At 56.2% G+C, this 17,771-nt stretch carries 20 protein-coding genes; 5 read left to right on the top strand and 15 right to left on the bottom strand.

From position 1 onward, the window contains the following. Positions 1 to 21: 21 nt before the first annotated feature. The 5 genes from QMG15_RS02485 to pal are packed head-to-tail and all read right to left on the bottom strand — an operon-like array spanning position 22 to position 4,830. Complete coding sequence (locus QMG15_RS02485; protein WP_281789327.1) at positions 22 to 1,215, bottom strand: acetate/propionate family kinase; 1,194 nt, start codon at positions 1,213 to 1,215, stop codon at positions 22 to 24. Next, entirely contained in the window at positions 1,212 to 2,639 is a 1,428-nt protein-coding gene (locus QMG15_RS02480) for a bifunctional enoyl-CoA hydratase/phosphate acetyltransferase (RefSeq protein WP_281789325.1), read from the bottom strand. The genes QMG15_RS02485 and QMG15_RS02480 overlap by 4 nt, the downstream gene beginning before the upstream one ends. An 8-nt stretch (positions 2,640 to 2,647) precedes the next feature. Then, positions 2,648 to 3,415: an enoyl-ACP reductase FabI gene (gene fabI, locus QMG15_RS02475; RefSeq protein ID WP_281790061.1), complete on the bottom strand. Its 768-nt coding sequence runs from the start codon at positions 3,413 to 3,415 to the stop codon at positions 2,648 to 2,650. Positions 3,416 to 3,420: 5 nt separating this feature from the next. Next, positions 3,421 to 4,317, bottom strand: coding sequence for an NUDIX hydrolase (locus QMG15_RS02470; protein WP_281789324.1), 897 nt, complete (start codon positions 4,315 to 4,317; stop codon positions 3,421 to 3,423). 24 nt (positions 4,318 to 4,341) lie between these two features. Further along, complete coding sequence (gene pal, locus QMG15_RS02465) at positions 4,342 to 4,830, bottom strand: peptidoglycan-associated lipoprotein Pal (RefSeq protein WP_108359672.1); 489 nt, start codon at positions 4,828 to 4,830, stop codon at positions 4,342 to 4,344. A 325-nt stretch (positions 4,831 to 5,155) separates the two neighbouring features. Between pal and QMG15_RS02460 the strand changes: the two genes are divergently transcribed. From QMG15_RS02460 to QMG15_RS02450, 3 genes are read left to right on the top strand one after another with little or no spacing between them, the layout of a single operon-like run. Next, positions 5,156 to 6,109 carry a ParA family protein gene (locus QMG15_RS02460; protein ID WP_281789323.1) on the top strand — a complete coding sequence of 318 codons (954 nt, stop codon included), beginning with the start codon at positions 5,156 to 5,158 and terminating at the stop codon, positions 6,107 to 6,109. Beyond that, positions 6,106 to 6,588 (top strand): hypothetical protein, encoded by a 483-nt coding sequence (locus QMG15_RS02455; protein WP_281789322.1) that lies wholly within the window; start codon positions 6,106 to 6,108, stop codon positions 6,586 to 6,588. The genes QMG15_RS02460 and QMG15_RS02455 overlap by 4 nt, the downstream gene beginning before the upstream one ends. Before the next feature lie 28 nt (positions 6,589 to 6,616). After that, positions 6,617 to 8,242, top strand: coding sequence for an FMN-binding glutamate synthase family protein (locus QMG15_RS02450; protein ID WP_281789321.1), 1,626 nt, complete (start codon positions 6,617 to 6,619; stop codon positions 8,240 to 8,242). An 8-nt stretch (positions 8,243 to 8,250) separates the two neighbouring features. Here QMG15_RS02450 and QMG15_RS02445 read toward each other — a convergent pair whose 3' ends face one another. The 8 genes from QMG15_RS02445 to QMG15_RS02410 all read right to left on the bottom strand — a co-directional run bounded on the left by QMG15_RS02445 (position 8,251) and on the right by QMG15_RS02410 (position 14,760). Continuing rightward, a complete protein-coding gene (locus QMG15_RS02445) occupies positions 8,251 to 9,507 on the bottom strand; it encodes a hypothetical protein (protein ID WP_281789320.1) in 1,257 nt (418 codons plus the stop codon). Positions 9,508 to 9,509: 2 nt separating this feature from the next. Beyond that, complete coding sequence (locus QMG15_RS02440; protein WP_281789319.1) at positions 9,510 to 9,941, bottom strand: hypothetical protein; 432 nt, start codon at positions 9,939 to 9,941, stop codon at positions 9,510 to 9,512. 23 nt (positions 9,942 to 9,964) lie between these two features. Then, positions 9,965 to 11,497, bottom strand: a complete 1,533-nt coding sequence (locus QMG15_RS02435) for an SPOR domain-containing protein (protein ID WP_281789318.1) — start codon at positions 11,495 to 11,497, stop codon at positions 9,965 to 9,967. Between the two features lie 19 nt (positions 11,498 to 11,516). After that, entirely contained in the window at positions 11,517 to 12,665 is a 1,149-nt protein-coding gene (flhB, locus tag QMG15_RS02430; protein ID WP_281789317.1) for a flagellar biosynthesis protein FlhB, read from the bottom strand. Between the two features lies 1 nt (position 12,666). Then, positions 12,667 to 13,434: a flagellar biosynthetic protein FliR gene (fliR, locus tag QMG15_RS02425; RefSeq protein WP_281789316.1), complete on the bottom strand. Its 768-nt coding sequence runs from the start codon at positions 13,432 to 13,434 to the stop codon at positions 12,667 to 12,669. A gap of 12 nt (positions 13,435 to 13,446) precedes the next feature. Then, positions 13,447 to 13,716 (bottom strand): flagellar biosynthesis protein FliQ, encoded by a 270-nt coding sequence (fliQ, locus tag QMG15_RS02420; RefSeq protein ID WP_108359681.1) that lies wholly within the window; start codon positions 13,714 to 13,716, stop codon positions 13,447 to 13,449. A gap of 11 nt (positions 13,717 to 13,727) precedes the next feature. After that, positions 13,728 to 14,420 (bottom strand): flagellar type III secretion system pore protein FliP, encoded by a 693-nt coding sequence (fliP, locus tag QMG15_RS02415; protein WP_348773329.1) that lies wholly within the window; start codon positions 14,418 to 14,420, stop codon positions 13,728 to 13,730. Positions 14,421 to 14,487: 67 nt separating this feature from the next. Then, complete coding sequence (locus QMG15_RS02410) at positions 14,488 to 14,760, bottom strand: flagellar biosynthetic protein FliO (RefSeq protein ID WP_108359683.1); 273 nt, start codon at positions 14,758 to 14,760, stop codon at positions 14,488 to 14,490. A 104-nt stretch (positions 14,761 to 14,864) separates the two neighbouring features. Here QMG15_RS02410 and QMG15_RS02405 point away from each other — a divergent pair, with 104 nt between their 5' ends. Both QMG15_RS02405 and QMG15_RS02400 read left to right on the top strand, forming a co-directional pair. Then, on the top strand, positions 14,865 to 15,257 hold the full coding sequence (locus QMG15_RS02405) for a surface-adhesin E family protein (protein ID WP_281789314.1): 393 nt from the start codon (positions 14,865 to 14,867) through the stop codon (positions 15,255 to 15,257). Positions 15,258 to 15,261: 4 nt separating this feature from the next. Next, a complete protein-coding gene (locus QMG15_RS02400; protein ID WP_281789313.1) occupies positions 15,262 to 16,002 on the top strand; it encodes a hypothetical protein in 741 nt (246 codons plus the stop codon). Between the two features lie 10 nt (positions 16,003 to 16,012). On the opposite strand, the gene QMG15_RS02395 is transcribed toward QMG15_RS02400, so the two are convergent. Next, positions 16,013 to 16,453, bottom strand: a complete 441-nt coding sequence (locus QMG15_RS02395) for a flagellar export protein FliJ (RefSeq protein WP_281789312.1) — start codon at positions 16,451 to 16,453, stop codon at positions 16,013 to 16,015. Next, positions 16,450 to 17,769, bottom strand: a complete 1,320-nt coding sequence (locus tag QMG15_RS02390) for a FliI/YscN family ATPase (RefSeq protein ID WP_281789311.1) — start codon at positions 17,767 to 17,769, stop codon at positions 16,450 to 16,452. Before QMG15_RS02390 ends, QMG15_RS02395 begins: the two co-directional genes overlap by 4 nt. Positions 17,770 to 17,771: the final 2 nt, after the last annotated feature.

Here is a 17,771-nt window from a genome sequence, read left to right as displayed (position 1 = left end):
GCGATTCCTTCAATTCAGTTCTTAGAGAAACGCCAAAGCGTCTTGCGCGGCCACGCGGCCTTCGTCGGTGGGGACCACCCACACTTCAGTCGCACTATTGTCGGCGTGAATAGAGGCCGTGCTGTCGCCTGTGGCTTGGGCGTTGCTTGCTGCGTCGATGTGCACACCCATGTAGGCCAAGGCATCGCACACCTGTTGACGCAGCACGGCATCGTGCTCACCAATGCCGCCGGTGAAGGCCAGCACGTCAAGGCCCCCAATACAGGCGCTCAGCGCCCCCACTTCGCGCACCACACGGTGTGCAAACAAATCGGTGGCAAAACGTGCAGCCGCAGAGCCTGCTGCACTTGACGCACGCAAGGTGCGCATGTCGGCACTCTCGCCCGACACACCCAACAAGCCGCTTTGTTTGTAGAGCAGCTTTTGAATTTGGTCGTGCCCCCAGCCTTGCTCCATCAAATACAGCAACACACCGGGGTCGAGCGCGCCGCTGCGCGTGCCCATCATCAAGCCGTCTAAAGCCGAGAAGCCCATGGTGGTGGCGCGACTTTGGTGCTGCGTGGTGGCGCACACACTGGCACCGTTGCCCAAATGCGCCATGACCGTGCGGCCCGCGGAACGGGGGGATTCACGCTGGAGAACTTGCGCCACGTATTGGTACGAAAGCCCATGAAAGCCATAGCGGCGCACGCCTTGCGCGGTGAGCTGGCGGTCAATGGCAAACGTGGTTTCGAGTGGCGACAGCGTGCGATGAAACGCGGTGTCAAAACAAGCGATCTGCGCAACGTCTGGAAACGATTCGGCAAACGCCTCAATACCCGCCAAGTTATGCGGCTGGTGCAAAGGTGCCAAGGCATTGAGCGAGGCCAGCTGCGTCAGCACATCAGATGTGACGCGCACGCTGCTCGAAAAATAGCTGCCACCGTGCACCACCCGATGGGCAATGGCTTGCACTTTCAAATGCGCAAATCGTGCGGCCAACAAGCCCTTGAGGGTGTCGAGCGCTGCGTCAAACACATCTTGCGCAGGCTTCACCGCCACAGCGGCTGATTCTTTGTTTTGGCCCGTCGCGCAAAAGCTGATGCGCGGCTGACCCGATGGCTCTAAGCCTTCGATGTTGCCAGTGACTTCGGCCTCACCAATGCCCGCACCTTCAATGGGGTACAGCGCAAACTTGAGGCTAGACGAGCCCGCATTGACGGACAGAATGCTCATGCCGAATGTGTGCGGTTGTGGTGCGCAATCAGCTTGGCCAACAGCGCAGAAGCACTGCGCGTGGCGGCAGAATCTGCACGGCTGGTCAACGCAATTGGCACGCGCGCACCCAACACCACGCCAGCGCCAGAAGCGCCCGCGAGGTATTCCAGTTGCTTGGCCATCATGTTGCCCGACTCCAAATCAGGGGCGACCAAGATGTCGGCGTGGCCGGCCACCGCAGAGGCGATGTGTTTGATTTCGGCCGCGTGTGTGGACACGGCGTTGTCAAAGGCCAGCGGGCCATCGAGCAAGCCACCTTTGATTTGGCCACGGTCCGCCATCTTGCACAAAGCAGCCGCATCAATCGTGGAGGGAATGCTGGGGTTGACGGTTTCCACCGCCGACAAAATGGCCACCTTCGGCTGATCAACACCCATGATTTGCGCAAACAAAATGGCGTTTTGCACGATGTCGGCTTTCTCGGCCAAGGTCGGCGCGATGTTCAGCGCGGCATCGGTGATGTACAGCGGCTTGGGGTACATGGGCGCCTCAAAGCGAAACACATGCGACATGCGTCGGCCTGTGCGCAAACCTTTTTGCGACACCACAGCATGAATCAACTCATCGGTGTGCAAGCTGCCTTTCATCAAAGCTTCTAGCTTTTTGTCTGCCGCCATTTGCGCAGCCAACTCAGCCGCCGCGTGGCTGTGCTCGACATCGATCACCTCGATGCCTGTCAAATCAATGCCGGCTTCTGCGGCCACAGCGCGCAATTTTTTCTCTGGGGCAATGAGCACCGCATGAATCAAACTTGCGTGATGCGCATCCATGGCACCTTGCAACGAATCTGCATCACACGGATGCACCACACCGCAACGCACAGGCTCAAGCTTGGCGCCCAAGGCCAACAAGTTAGCGTGACGTTGCTCAGGATCGAACAAGCTGATGTGTGGCGCATGTACACGGGGCATGCGCAACTTTTCGGTCGGGGCCATGACACGCGCAATGCCATAAAGCACACGCTCGCCTTTTTGGTTCACCAACAAGCAGTCAAGATCCAGGGTTTTCTTCTCGTCGTTTTTGGCCGTGCAAGTGACGGTCACGTTCAAGGTGTCGCCAACGCGCACGGGGCGACTGAAGTGCAGGTTTTGTTCTAGGTAAATCGTGCCTGGGCCTGGAAACACCGTGCCCAACAAACTGCTGATCAAAGCACCGCCCCACATGCCGTGGCCAATCACGCCATGAAACAAGGTGGCATTGGCGTACTCAGGGTTCAGGTGTGCGGGGTTGATGTCGCCCGACACCGCGGCGAACGCTTGGATGTCAGCCAAGGCCAAAGTACGCACCATGCGCGCTGCCTGCCCCAACACGATGTTCTCGTAAGGGTAGTTTTCTAGCCACTCGTTGTTGGGATCGTTCGTGGTTTCGGTGATGTCGTTCATGGTGCTCTTCAGTTAACCGCGTGGCTGCCGGCGTCTACATAAATCGTTTGGCCTGTCATGCCACTGGCGGCATCGGTACACAAAAAGGTGCTGAGGTTGGCAATTTCATCCAAGGTCACCAACCGACCCAGCGGCGCTTTGGCAACGTTGCTTTGCATGAGCGCATCAAAGGCTTCAATGCCCGAGGCTGCTCGCGTGAGGATAGGGCCAGGCGACACGGCATGCACGCGCACACCCTGTGGGCCCAGCTCTTGCGCCATGTAACGCACCAGCGATTCCAAAGCAGCCTTCACCGGCCCCATCAGACCATAGTGCGGCACAGCTTGATCCGCCCCTAGGTAAGACATGGTGACCATGCTGCCGCCTTGCGTCATGTGCGGGGTACACAGTTTGGCCAACGTCGCAAACGAATGGCACGACACCTCCATGGCCCGTGCAAAGCCCGTGCTGGAACTGTCCACCACGCGACCATGCAAATCAGCCAAAGGTGCCCAAGCAATTGAATGAATCACAAAGTCCAAGCGACCCAGTTTGGCTACAGCGTAGGCCACCAGCTTTTCTAAATCTTCTGGTGTTTCGATGTTGCAAGTTTGCAGGTCTACGCCCAGCGGCTGTGTGAGCGGCTCAACATAGGGACGTGCTTTGTCGTTCAAGCAAGACGCCACCACCTCAGCACCCATGGCCTGCGCTTGGCGCGTACAACCCCATGCAATGCTGTGCTCGTTGGCAAGGCCGAGCACCAAACCTTTTTTGCCCTTTAAATCAAAGGCTGACATCGGGTTCATAAAAAATCCTCAAAACCACCGACGGGCTCAAAACGACCCGCCACAAAACGCAAACGGGTAGGACCAGGCATGGCACGTTGCGCCACCGAGTGACGCGGGTCACCGGGGTAGCACAGGGTGCGCACGCCTTCGTCATCAAACGGTTCAGGAAGAATCAACGCAGGCGTTTGCTGTTTGGCACAGTTCAACACATCCGTTGTACAACTGTGTGACAGCAACGACACCAGGGTCATGATTTGTGGCGGCGCCAGCGGCAGATCGCCTGCCCAGTAGCGGTCCAAGGCCTCACGCGGGCTGAGCCACACGCTGTCGATGGCTTCGATGTTGTCGTGTATGGGGTGTTGCCCCGGCGGCAATACCGCAATAAAAAAACGGGTGTCAAACCGCTTGTTGGTCACTGAGGGTTGCAGCGGCGTGATCCAACGCGACCAAGGTGCCAAGTGCTGCGTGTCCACACGCAAACCTGCACTTTGCAACACGTCGACAAACGCTTGACCGCCATGCAGTGCGTGTTGCCAATGTTGGCGTTGCGCAGCGTCATGCGCCAAGGCTTGGCTGTCGTGCAAGCGGGCATACAACACGCCACACTCTTCCAACACTTCGCGCACGGCAGCTACATACAAACCTGCGGCCGTGTGCACATCTAAATCGGGCTCACCCAAGGCACTGTGCAGTGCTTGCGGCGAGGCGTCGAGATGGGTATGCAAATCAGGCGTGCAATCGGCCTCGTCTAATTTGCCACCCGGAAAAACATAAGCACCACCCAACACAGCCGAGGCCGTGTGGCGGCGCAGCAAAAAGACCTCCAGGCCTTTTTGGGGAACGTCACGTAACAACACCACCGTGGCCGAGGCCCGCGGTGGTGTTGTGATGACTTCGCTGTTGAGTTGCATCAACCGCAGCGATCAATCAACGAGTTACTTGCTTGGGTAAGCCAAGTCAACGCGGCGGTTTTGTGCCCAAGCAGCTTCGTCATGACCTGCGGCCAAAGGCTTTTCGCTGCCAAAGCTAACGGGTTCAACTTGGCCGTCTTTCACGCCGTAGGCTTTCAAACCACGCACCACAGCTTCAGCACGCTTTTGGCCCAGAGCCAAGTTGTATTCGCGGCCACCGCGCTCGTCGGCATTGCCTTCGGCACGAATTTTCAAAGCAGCGTTGGCAGCCAAGTATTTGCCTTGACGCTCAACCACAGCAGCTTGGTTAGCTTTGATATCAAACTTATCAAAGTCGAAGTACACGCTGCGCTCTTTAGAGATCAGGCTGTTGGGGTTCAGGTGATCGGCGGCCACAGAAGCAACCGAAGAAGATGCTTTGGCATCAGACACGTTGTCCAGTTTGGTTGAACTGCAAGCAGTCAACAAAGCAACTGACACGATGGACAAGAGAGCAAAAAGGCGTTTGGACATGAGGACTTTCAATTTGTAGAAATTAACCTTCCAATTTTAACGGATGGCACTTCCCGCCCGAAGTGTTGTTTTTTTTGACACTTTGCATATTCTTTTTAAAAATCAACAACATAGGTAATATTCTTAATTTTGATTCTTTTAATTATATGGATCAACCTAAAAGTATTCAATTCAGGTAAAGGTGCCCCATTTATCTTGTATTTGTCGGCTAAATGGCGCATTGACCAGTGTGGTGGCCCCCATGTAAATTCAATCCCCCCGTTAGAAATTACGGGTGTTCCATAAAAAAATACAGCGCTGAGCGCCAGCGCGAAGGATAAAAAAGATGTCGACATTCAAAATTTTGGTCACCAGTCAAAAAGGTGGCGTGGGCAAAAGCACCGTTTCAGCAAACTTGGCTGCTTATTTGCGTCGCCAAGGCCAGACGGTCACGATGATTGACTTTGACACACACGGTTCGTCTAGCACTTGGCTGACACGCGCCCCTAATATTGGCGTGGTGGTGCAACACCACATCTTGCCGCTCGACCAAGGCGGCAACCGCCCCATCTTGGATGCCCGCTTGCACCTGCGCCGCGCAGCCAGCAGCACAGAAGTTGTCATTTGCGACTTGACTTGGACCGACTCCATCGCAGGCGAGCTGATGTTCGAATACGACTTGGTGATCGTCCCCACCTCGGTCTCTGAAATTGAACTGGCTGCGACGGCTGGTTTCTTGAGCCGTCACCGCTGGGTGTTCGACTCGGCCATCCACACACCGCCCACGTTGTTGGTTTGTCCGACGCGCGTGCACGCAGATCAGCTCAAAAGTGATGTGTTCTCGAAACAGCGCTTTCCTGTCAGCTTCATGCTCGCCCCCCCGATCTTGGAAGCGCAAACCGCGCGCGAAATGTTTGAGCGCGGCTATTTGATGGACTTGCAAGACGCCTGCGGTGCGTCGTTCAACGAGTTTGGGCAATCGGTGTGTGCGGCGCGTGACATGCGCGAATCCGCACAAGGCATGCGCCAAACCACCAGCAGCACCCGCATCACACAACCCGCCATGCGCGGCAACACGGCCGCGGCATTCAATAGCCCGACCGCAAGTGTGAAGCGCAACAATTTTTTGGCCACATCCAGCACGCTGTCTAGCCAATACTCCATCCTGGGCCGCCACCGCATGCAAAAAGTCCGTCCGGACGAAATGCCCACCAAACAAGCGCCCCAGACCACGCAAATTGCGTCGATGGGCATCCCGCAATTCCTCAAACGCATGTCCATGGGTGTGATGAGTAAATGAGCTCCGAACCACAATTCTTGTCCTTCAAAGGACTCAAGCAGTACTCGCCTGAAGAGGGGTGGGGCCAGGTCAATGCGATCTTGCAGTCTCACACGCAACCAGCGGCTGTGCCAGAAAACGTGCCAACGCTGACCGAAACCCCAGACGCGCGCGAGAACACCTCGCCCATCTTCGATCCGCTCATCCATGAGTTGTTTGAGCAATTGCGCGTGGCTCCCAGCGATGAACTGACACAAACATGGCGCACCATTGCGGCCGAAGTGAACTTGCTCACCCAGCGCATGGCCTTGCAACGCGAGTTGCAAGAGCGTCTGCACAAGCTTGACCAAGACTTGCTCGATTTACGCGGCACGATCTTGTCGCACCTCTCTGATGTGCAACATGCCGCGGACCAACAACTGTCCTCTGCACGCTTGCGCGCCGAAGTTTCGGCCTTGGCGCAATCTAAACTCGCTGCCAAACTGACGAACCCACGATAAACACCATTTAGCCCAAGGAGCACCTCGCATGCTGGACAAACTCAATCAGATTTATCCAGTGCGCTACACAGCGTTCATGGCCTCGGTGGTTTTGCTGATCTTCACGTTGCTCGGTGCAGGCGTGATGGGCCTGAGCGGTTGGTGGCCCACGCTGTTTTTGCTGCTCAGCATCGTCGGCTTGTACGACTTGCAGCAATCGCACCACGCGATTTTGCGCAACTACCCCATCATTGGGCATTTGCGCTTCATGCTCGAAACCATTCGACCTGAAATTCGCCAATACTTTTTAGAGTCAGAAACCGAGGCCTCGCCCTTCTCTCGCGCCCAACGCACCTTGGTGTACTCGCGCGCCAAAGGCGCTTCAGACAAACGCCCCTTCGGCACACAGCTGGATGTACGCGCCATTGGGTATGAGTGGATCAACCATTCCATCGCCCCCACCAAGTTGGCCGGTCACGACTTTCGCGTGAAAGTGGGCGGCAAAGCCTGCACACAACCCTACGACATCAGCCTGTTCAACGTGTCGGCCATGAGCTTTGGGGCCTTGAGCGCCAATGCGGTCTTGGCCCTCAACCAAGGCGCCAAGCTGGGTGGTTTTGCGCACGACACCGGCGAAGGCTCCATCTCGCGACACCACCGCACACACGGTGGCGATTTGATTTGGGAAATTGGCTCAGGCTACTTTGGTTGCCGTGATGCGTCGGGTCATTTCAGCCCCGAGCGTTTTGTAGAAAACGTCAGCTCACCGCAGGTGAAGATGGTGGAGATCAAGCTCAGCCAAGGTGCCAAGCCCGGCCACGGCGGCGTCTTGCCCGGCCCCAAAGTGACCGAAGAAATTGCTGAAGCACGCGGTGTGATGGTGGGCCAAGACTGCGTGTCGCCTGCCACGCACAGCAGCTTTTCAACCCCACTGGAGTTGATGGCCTTCATCCAACAACTGCGCACCTTGAGCGGCGGCAAACCCGTCGGCATCAAGCTGTGCATTGGTCATCCATGGGAATGGTTTGCCATTGTCAAAGGCATGTTGGAAAGCGGCATTCAACCCGACTTCATCGTGGTCGATGGCGCTGAAGGCGGCACAGGCGCTGCACCGTTGGAGTTTTCTGACCACATGGGCATGCCCCTGCAAGAGGCCTTGCGCTTGGTCCACAACACCTTGGTGGGCGCAGGCTTGCGTGACACCATTCGCGTGGGCGCCAGCGGCAAAATTGTGAGCGCCTTTGACATGGCACGCACCTTAGCCCTCGGTGCCGACTGGTGCAACAGCGCACGCGGGTTCATGTTTGCATTGGGTTGTATTCAGGCGCAAACCTGTCACACCGGCAACTGCCCCACAGGCGTCACCACCCAAGACCCCAAACGTCAACTGGCGTTGGTGGTCCCTAGCAAAGCGGAGCGCGTGCACAACTTCCATTCACACACGCTGGAAGCCTTGCAAGAGTTGATGGAAGCCTCGGGCTTGCAAACACCGCACGACTTCACACCGCGCCACATCATGCGCCGCGTGAGCGAAACACAAACGCTGCATTTGTCAGAGTTGGTGGACACCATCGCGCCGGATGCCCTGCTGCAAAGCGATGTCAGCGTGTTGCCTGCCGTGTTCAGCGACTGGCCACTCAGCCGAGCCAACAGCTTCGCAGTTCAGCCCGCTTGATGGCTTGATCAATCCGCGGCGCGTGGGTATTGAATGGGCTTCTCGCGAACGATGACGGGTTGAGTCGCAGCGGCAGCAGCTGAAGCAGCGCGGGCTTTCTCAGCCGCACGTTCAGCGGCAGCGGCTTTGTCTGCGGCAGCCTTGTCGGCTGCAGCTTTGGCAGCACGGGCGGCAGCAGCTCTTTCAGCGGCCGCACGTTCAGCAGCGATTTGCTCGGCTGACTTTTCTGGCTTCTCAGGCTGCATGCGCATGGCCACCGCACGCTCAGCGGCTGCTTTTTGTTGCGCCAAACGCTCAGCCGCAGAGGCCTTCTCGGACGCAGCAGCGGCCTTTTGTGCATCAGCCGCGGCCTTGGCAGATTGGGCGGCTTTGTCAGCCGCTTTCTGTGCATCGCCTGCAGCCGCAGCTGCTTTGTCTACGGTTTTCTCGATGTTCTTGATCGCAGTCGCTTCTGCTGCGGTTTGCGTGCGTTCACGCACTTGCACCGCGGCATTCAAGTCAGACTTAATTTTTTGAATTTCGGTCAGCAACACTTGTGTGCTGGGGCCTTGCGACGCAGCCGGTGCAGGGGCTGGTGCGCGTGAAGATGCTTTCTCGGCCACCGACTGCAACTTGGAGTCAAACGACTGAAGCTTGCTCTCCAAACCCGTCAACTGCTTTTGCATGTCTTTGAACTTGAGGTCGCTGGACTTGTTGGCTTCCACCGCCACCACTGCTGGCATGGCGGCCATGCTCTTGCCAATCTCTTCCAAGCGTTTGGCCACTTGGGTTTGGGTGGTGATGACTTCTTCTTGTTTTTCAGTAATTTCAGAAAAATCAGAGTTGGTTTTGCCAATGGCCGTCAGGCTGGCATCCACCTCAATCACCCGCTTGGCCATGGCATACACCATGGTGTCGAGCTCTTTGATGGATTTGGTCATCTTCAAGGTGATGGCAAAGAACACACCCATGGCAATCAGCAAACACGCGCAAAAAGCGCCCAGCATGATGCGCGAATGCATCACGTTGCGGCGGTTGTTCTCTTGAATCTTGGACACCACAGCGCGCATGGTGGCGCTCACGTCGGCCGCAATGGATGCAGAACGTGTCGACACCTCGGCGGAGTCAAGCACCACCGATGTCAACTCTTCAATCTGACGTGCCACCTCGCTGGTGTCCAGCGATTGCGAAGCAATTTCGGTCAAACGATCAGCCGTTGTCTCGACATCAACGATGGCTTCGGCAGGCGCTGCCGCATCTTCCGTGGTGTTTTGTTCTTCAGCCATGTTCAAGCCTTTGCCTTATTTTGTTCATCAAGTCGGTCTAGCCGGACATTGAGTGTTTGAATGTCGTCTGTGAGCTTGCCCATGCGAACGTGCAGCTCTTCAACCCATGTATCGGCTTGAACTGGCGTGTCTTGAGGGGGTTCTGAAGGCGCTGGACTGGCCGGCTCGTCGGCCATGGCCGCGTCGGGGGTCGAATCCACGGGCTGAACCACTGGCATCACCCGTGGCGCCGGCGCACCGTCCACCAGGTCTTTGCCCGGCGCCTCGTCAACTTGGTCGGTCAGTGTTGGCACTTGTGCCAAGGCTTCGGCGGTCAGGCCTTCGGCGTCGTCTGGCAAATCGGGCACCGAAATCTTGGGCAACGAATCAACCTGATAACTGGGCTCAAAAGGAGCAGATTCAGAATGAATACTTTTATCGTGTTCTTGGCTCATAAGGCTCGTTCCTAGCGTGCGCGTCAGGGCTTTGTGAATTGGGTTTGCATTGACTTGGTGCTGCGCAACCAACCTTTGGCCAGCAACGGGCTGGACTGCATGAAAGCATCGGCTTGAGCCTTGGTTTCAAAAGGCCCAGCCACCAAAATGACATAGCGCTTGCCCGTGTCTTTGTGGCGCGCACGCATGATGCGGGCCTTGGCATAGGCGGCATTGCTGCGCTGGAAGCTACGCATGTCTTCTGTCGTATCCATCGCCGCCAGCTGCACCACATAGCCGTTGGCGGGCAGTTGCTTGACCCAAGCTTCATCTGAATTGGCGTCTGGCTTGGCCTCTGCTTTTTCGACGACTTTTTCAGTGGGTTTTGATGTCTTAGGTTCAGCCGATGCAGCAGGCGCAGGGGCTGATGCGGTCACCGCCACGGGTGCAGCCACCGATGCGGTCGCACTGGCGGCAGAAGCCATCTCCTCGGCTTGGCTGGCAACGCGTGCGGCTTCATTCGCCACCGAGGCGGCGAGCTGGGCAGCGGCCAAAGCCTCGGCACTTGCAGCAGCAGCGGCTGCCGCAGCGCTGGCGGCCTCATCAGGCGCGGCGACAGCGGGGGTGCCGCGTAGCAAATATTTTTTCAGCAGCTCGGCCTCTTCAAGCACCAAGTCTTTGTACATGAAGCCAAACGCGGCCATGGACATGAGCAACACCAACAGCACCCAACCCGCGCGCGAGCGGCGCACAGGGCGTTTGAAAAGGTCAGCGTCTGTCGCCGCAGGTGCCGCTGCAGCCAAGGGGGCAGGCGTGGTCAGTGCGGGTTCGCGTGAGCTGTCCGGCATCGCTGGCGGCGTTGGCGGCACAGGCAATGGCGTTGGCACAAAAGCGGGCAACGGCTCTGCATCCAACTGGGGCTCTTGCTTTTTGCCAAAGCCGGGCACGCGCCAAGCGGTTTTGGTGGGGAGGTTGAGCAGCTTTGAAACGGGGATCACTTCATCGCTGAGCGTGGGTGGCTCGGGCAAGAAGGAAGGTTCAATCAACGTGGGTTCAGGATCGGGTGTGGTGGCGACCCAATCGGTGAGTTGTTTTTTGGGTTCGCCGGCTTCGGTTTCGACGTCCCATTTCAGCAAATTCTTGCCAAAGGCATCGAGCTTGCCTTGGTGGTTGCCAGCACTGTTGATGAGCAAAATCACGCTGATGTTGCCCGCTGGAAAACCATTGACCAAACGCGCCAAGAGTTGCAGCTCAAAGTCTTGCATCAAGATGGAATCGCGGAACACCAAGAAGCGACGCGGCGCGTGCTTTTTGTCTTTCTCCAGCGCTTGGTCCAGCGTGATTTCAGACAGGATTTCGTTGAACTTTTGAACCAGACGTTCAGAGTTGGTCGAGCTGCACCACTCGATGTGGTTTTCACCTTTGGCACGCAGACGCTCTTCAAACAAGCTGCCGTAGTAGTCAAGCACCCTATCGTGGTCACTCAACACGGCGAGATTGATACTGCCTTCGGTCAATGACTTCAGGAGTATTTCAAATCGCAACCGGTCACCGGGGCTTTGGTAGATGTCTGTCATGCGGGCTCAAACTTGGGTCTTAAGAGTTCATCAAAGCGCCATTCGAATCGAATTTCATTTCGTCCGGAATGGAGGGCGATGGTTTGACCACTTCCTGGCCACGACCATAAGACTGGTTCAGGCTGAACACATAGGCAATGACCTGCGCAACAGCGTGGTACAGCGCCTCTGGAATCGGATGATCCAGCTTGGTCGTGAAGTATAAGGCGCGAGCCAGTAAAGGCGCCTCAAAAATATAAACATTGTGCTCTTTGGCTTCCTCACGAATGCGGGCCGCCAAACCATCTTCGCCCTTGGCAATCAAGAGCGGCGCACCGTCGCCCATGGGGTCGTAAGACAAGGCCACCGCGAAGTGGGTTGGGTTGGTGATGACCACGTCTGCGTCTTTGACCTTGCCCATCATCTTGTTGTTCAAAATCTCGCGTTGGCGTCGGCGAATTTGGCCCTTGACCTCGGGGTTACCTTCCGAGTTTTTCATCTCGTCACGCACCTCTTGCTTGGTCATCTTCAGCTTCTTGTTGAGCTGATGGCGTTGCAACGGCACATCCACCAACGCGACCAAAACCAAACCTAGGCTGAGCCAGAAACACGAATCCACAATGATGGTGCCAGCCACTTTGACGGCGAGATTCAAATCCATTTGCGAGATGTGTGTGAGGTCTTGCAAGTTGTTCATGACCGACACCAACAAGATGGCACCCACCACCAAAAACTTGAGCAGCGACTTGCCCAGGTTGATGAATGCTTCGGGGCCAAACATGCGGGCCAAACCGGTCATGGGATTGAGCTTGCTGAACTTGGGCATGATCATCTTGGGCGAGAAGATAAAGCCCCCCGCCAAAGTTGTTGACAACACGGCGATCACATAAAGAATCGCCAGCAAGGGCAACACAATCAAAAAGCCGTCCACCACGGAACTGCCAAAAATAGCGGGCAGCAACTCGGGTTTGTCGGTGATGCGTCGGTCAAACTGCAACTGATGTTTGAACAAGTCACTCATGCGGGTGAACAGGTACTGCCCCATCATGCTGAAGAATAGGGTGGCGATCACCATCATGGCCGCTGGGGCCAATTCTTGCGAACGTGCAATTTGTCCGTCTTCACGGGCTTTCTTGAGCCGCTGCGCCGTCGGTTCTTCGGTTTTGTCTTGGCCGCTTTCTTCCGACACGTCAGCCTCCCAAATACGAACGCAGCATCATGAAAGCCTGCGTCCATACCCAATCAATGCGGGCCACGTTGTTGCCCATAGAAAAAATCATGACGATGAAACCCGTCAAGATCAACGCGGGAAAGCCCACGGTAAAAATATTCAAACTAGGGGCGGCACGTGCCACAAAGCCTAGACCGACGTTGATGAACAGCAAGGTCATCATCACGGGCAACGCGATCAACAACGCGCCCAAAAACATCATGGCGCTCCAGTTGATCATCTTGCCCAGCATGTCTTGGCTGAAAAACGCTTGGCCAATCGGGATGAGCTTGAACGACTCCATCACCAAACTAAACACAATCAAGTGCCCGCCCATGCCCAAGAAAATCAGTGTCCCCATGATGTTGAACAACTGGGACAACACAGGCACGCTGCCCATGTTGGGGTCGACCATGTTAGCCATGGACAAGCCCATAGAACCCGACATCGCTTGACCGGCCACCACCAATGCCGCAGAGGCCACTTGGAACACCAAGCCCATGGTCAAACCAATCAAGATTTGGCGTGAGATTTCCATCAGACCATCGGCGGTGATCGGGTCGATTTTGGGAATCTCAATTTGTTGCGACACAAAAAAGGCCATCGCAAACGCCAAAGAAATGCGAATGCGCATGTTGACGGCACGCGCTGAAAAAATAGACGTGAACGCCAGAAACGCAGACAAGCGAAGCATGGGCCAAATGACGACCAAAAACTTGTCTAGGATTTCAATGAGCGAGGCGTTCATGGTGGCGCGTGGTTACATGAACAAGCTAGGAATGCGAATGAAGATGCCCTTGGTGTAGTCCACCATGGTGTTGATCATCCAACCGCCCGCCAGTGACATGGTCAAGCCGACAGCCAAAATTTTGGGAATGAAGCTCAAGGTTTGTTCGTTGATGGAGGTGGCGGCTTGAAAAATACCGACCACCAAACCGACGATCAATCCCACACCCAACAGGGGGCCTGAAATGATCATCGTCATCCACAGGGCTTGACGTGCTAAATCTACAACTGCTGCGCTATCCATGATGCGGCTCCTTAAAACACAAAGCTGTTGGCCAACGAAGCCATCAACAGCGTCCAACCGTCAATCAGCACGAACAGCATGAGCTTGATCGGCATCGAAATAATCATGGGCGACAACATCATCATGCCCATGGACATCAACACGCTGGCGACGATCAAGTCAATCACCACAAACGGGATGTAGATCAAGAAACCAATCGTGAACGCACTTTTGATTTCAGAGGTGATGAACGCTGGCATCAAGGTGGTGAACGGCACTTGCGTGGCGTCCGTCAACTCACGGCGATTCGAAATTTGCATGAACATGGCAATGTCGTCTTCACGGGTTTGCTTGGTCATGAAATCGCGCACGGGCACTTCGGCTTTGACCAAGGCTTTGTCAAAGTCGAGGTTGCCGTTCATGTAAGGGCCAATCGCTTCTTTGTAAACCGTCTCAAAAACGGGCGACATGATGAAGAAGGTCAAGAACAAAGCCAAACCCACCAACACGGTGTTGGGCGGCGTTTGCGCAGTGCCAATGGCTTGGCGCAAGATGGAAAGCACGATGATGATGCGCACGAACGAAGTCATCATCAACAACATGGATGGCAACAGCGTGAGCGTGGTCATCAAGCCCAGCAATTGCAGGCTCATGCTGTATTGCTGACCGCCTTTGCCAGCGCCCGTCACGTTGACCAAGGGAATGCCTTGGGCGTGCGCCATCATGGGCAACGAGGCCAAGGCCACCAAGAGCAAAGCCAAGATGACATAAAGAATTTTTTTGGTGATGGGCTTACGCAGCATGGCTGGCCTCCTGTGTCCACGCGTGCAAGGTTTTCACCTCGGCAGGGCTGACACTGGCCAGCACCATTTGGTTGTCGACTTGAATCAACACCATCTTGTGTTTGAGGCTCAGGGGCAAAGCCTCGAGCACTTGAATGCGTTTGTCATCCATGCCATTAGCGGAAAAGCCGCGGTTACGCTTGACCCACCACAGGGCGCCGCACAGCAGCAGCAACACACTGAATGTGCTGGCGATGAACTGACCCCAATCGAAACTTTGCATGATGTTTTTCCTGTGCGCGATGACGGTTTTTTGACACTGGACGTGCCTATCTCTAGGGGTATTGCAAGGCACGTGCCAGCTTCTTGGCACGGTATAGTTATTTCATGCACCACCTCAAAGCCCTCCTCCTTGCCAGCCTCGTGCTCACCAGCAACCTCACGCTCGCCGCGCAATGGACGGCGATTGGGTTGTTTGACATCGGCACGTTCTATGTGGACACCGACAACATCACGCACGCCGGTGAGAACCACAAAGCGTGGACCATGCTGGACTACCGCGAACCCAAAGTGCATGCCCCCACAGGCAAGAACTTCAAGTCCACCCGCATGCAAATGGAGTTCAACTGCAAAGAACAAACCGTGCGCACGTTGTCGCTGTCGTATCACACGGGCGTGCGCTTGAGTGGGGACGCCTTGTCGACCGAAGGCGTGATTGGCCCTTTCGAGCCGGTGCCACCTGAGACCCCCATCTTCAAAATCATGCGCTTGGTTTGCTAAAGGCATGGGTTTCGTTCGTGATTTGATTCACGCAGGCGGCACAGGTGGCCTGAACTGGCACGTGCACGCGCACTACGCGCGCAAACGCTGGCAACCCACGCTACAGCTGATCGAGCAGTTCTTGGCGCAAGTGCACCCTGAGTCTGAGCACTTGCTGCTGATTGGCGGCAGTGCAGGCTGGATGATGCCGCCCAGCTGGTTGGCACGTTTCAAACGGATTGATGCGTATGACATCGACCCCTTGGCGCCGTGGTTGTTCAACTGGCGTCATGGCCGTCGATTGAAAGCGCAAGGCACACACGTGCACCACCACCGCCAAGACGCTTTAGCCACCCTACCCGATTTGCTGCAACAACACCCGCAAGCCTGTATTTGGTTTGACAACGTGTTGGGCCAACACCGCTACCGCGTGCGTGATGAAGCACGTGTGGAGCGCGAGTTGGGGCAACTCAAGGCCACCCTCACAGGGCGCAATTGGGGAAGCCTGCACGATGTGTTGTCTGGTCCCACCGATGGGCGCTTGTTGCCAGCGGGTCTGAATGTGTGGAGCCACCACGTCTCTGCCAAGCAAGGCATGGACAGCGCGTTTTCACAAAAATTGTTAGCCAGCGTGGGGGCCAAAGAGGTTTGGCAAGACCACCTCACAGGTCAGGTATTTGCACCCGAAACCCAAACCACGTGGATGCCATGGGCCTTCAAACCCAACTACTGGCATTGGCTACAAGCCGGCTGGGTCAGCGCCTGACGCGCAGGCGTCAGTGTTTGAGGTTGTAGAGGGTGATGCCTGCGGCATCCATCTCTTTTTGTTCGCGCTTGCGGTGAAAGTCACGCACGGCCTTCATGTCTTGTTCGACCAAGGTTTCCATTTGAATGCGTTTTTGCTCAGCTGCTTTGAGCTTGAGGCGCGTCAGCTCAAACGCATGTTTGGCTTCGTTCAAATCAAGGTTAACACGGGCGATCAACGCTTGCAGCTGTTGCATGAAGGCGCGAAAGTTCAGCGTCTCAGCCATGCTGTGTGGCCGACTCTCAGCCGCTTTGCTGCGCGTCACATAGTCAGCGTAAAGCAGCTGCATGCGTTCTCGGCTTTGCACCAAGTGCGTGATGCGATCGCGCGCTTTGTTGACTTCGGCTTGCGCCTCTTCACATTTTTCTTTGGCTTTTTTGGCCAACACAGGCCAGGCGGCGCGTGGTTTCATGACAGCATGTGGCTCAGTTGGTTACGCGTCATGGCGTAGTCTTGGCCTTTGTCCATGTCTTGGCGCAAGAAGTCCAAGATTGGCTCACGCAAGCGGATGGCCTCGTCCAGCTCGGGGTTCGAGCCCGCTTCGTAGGCCCCCACTTGCACCAAGTCTGCGTTTTGTTGGTAGACCGACCACAAGCGGCGCAGCTTGTTAGATTGCTTCAACTCCTCGGGGCTGACCAAAGATTGCATGACACGCGAAATGGAACCGTTCAAATCAATCGCGGGGTAATGCGCTTGGTCGGCCAAGCGACGCGACAACATGACTTGACCATCGAGCGACGCACGCGCGATGTCCACAATCGGATCTGACGCGTCATCGCCTTCGGCGAGCACGGTGTAAATGGAAGTGATGGAACCGTGACCATGACGACCCACACCACCCCGTTCAATCAAGTTGGGCAACAAGGCGAACACCGAGGGTGGATAGCCTTTGGCCGTTGGTGGCTCACCAATGGCCAAGCCAATTTCGCGCTGCGCATGGGCCACACGGGTCAAGCTGTCGCACAGCATCAACACGTTTTTACCTTGGTCGCGGAAATACTCTGCAATCACGTGCGTCATGTGCGTGGCTTTGAGGCGCAGCACCGGTGACACGTTGGCAGGTGCTGCGATGACCACCGATTTGGCCAAGCCTTCTGCACCCAAGGATTCAGAAATGAACGCCTGCACTTCGCGGCCGCGTTCACCAATCAAACCAATCACGACGATGTCGGCTTTGGTGAAGCGCGTCAACATGCCCAAAAGCACGCTCTTACCCACACCAGAACCGGCCACCAAACCAATGCGTTGGCCACGGCCAATGGTCAAAGCGCCGTTGATGGCTTTGACGCCCACATCCAACACTTCTTCAATCGGACCACGCTCCATCGGGTTGAGCGGGCAGCCCAACAGGCTGAGTTGGTCAGGCAAATGCGGCATGGGCTTGCCATCAATGGGCACACCACGACCGTCAATCACGCGACCCAACAATTCATTACCCAAACGCACTTGCCCAGAGTTAGACATGATGCGCACCGTGTCGCCAGGGCCCACACCGACGGGGTCGGTGAACGGCATGAGGTACAAGGTTTTGTCGTTGAAACCCACCACCTCGGCTTCGACGCGGTGACCCTCTTTGCCCATCACTTCGCAGCAAGCCCCCAAGGGGGCCATGATGCCGCGCGTCTCCAGTGTCAGGCCGACCAAGCGCACCAAGGTGCCGCTGCGTTGCGGCTCGGGGCTGCGCAGCTTGGGCAAGCTGATCTGAACTTCTTTGGCAAAGTCGAGCATGG

It is taken from the genome of Limnohabitans sp. INBF002, assembly GCF_027924905.1.
In the GTDB taxonomy this organism is placed as follows: domain Bacteria; phylum Pseudomonadota; class Gammaproteobacteria; order Burkholderiales; family Burkholderiaceae_C; genus Limnohabitans.
This window is presented reverse-complemented; position numbering and strand designations above follow the sequence as displayed.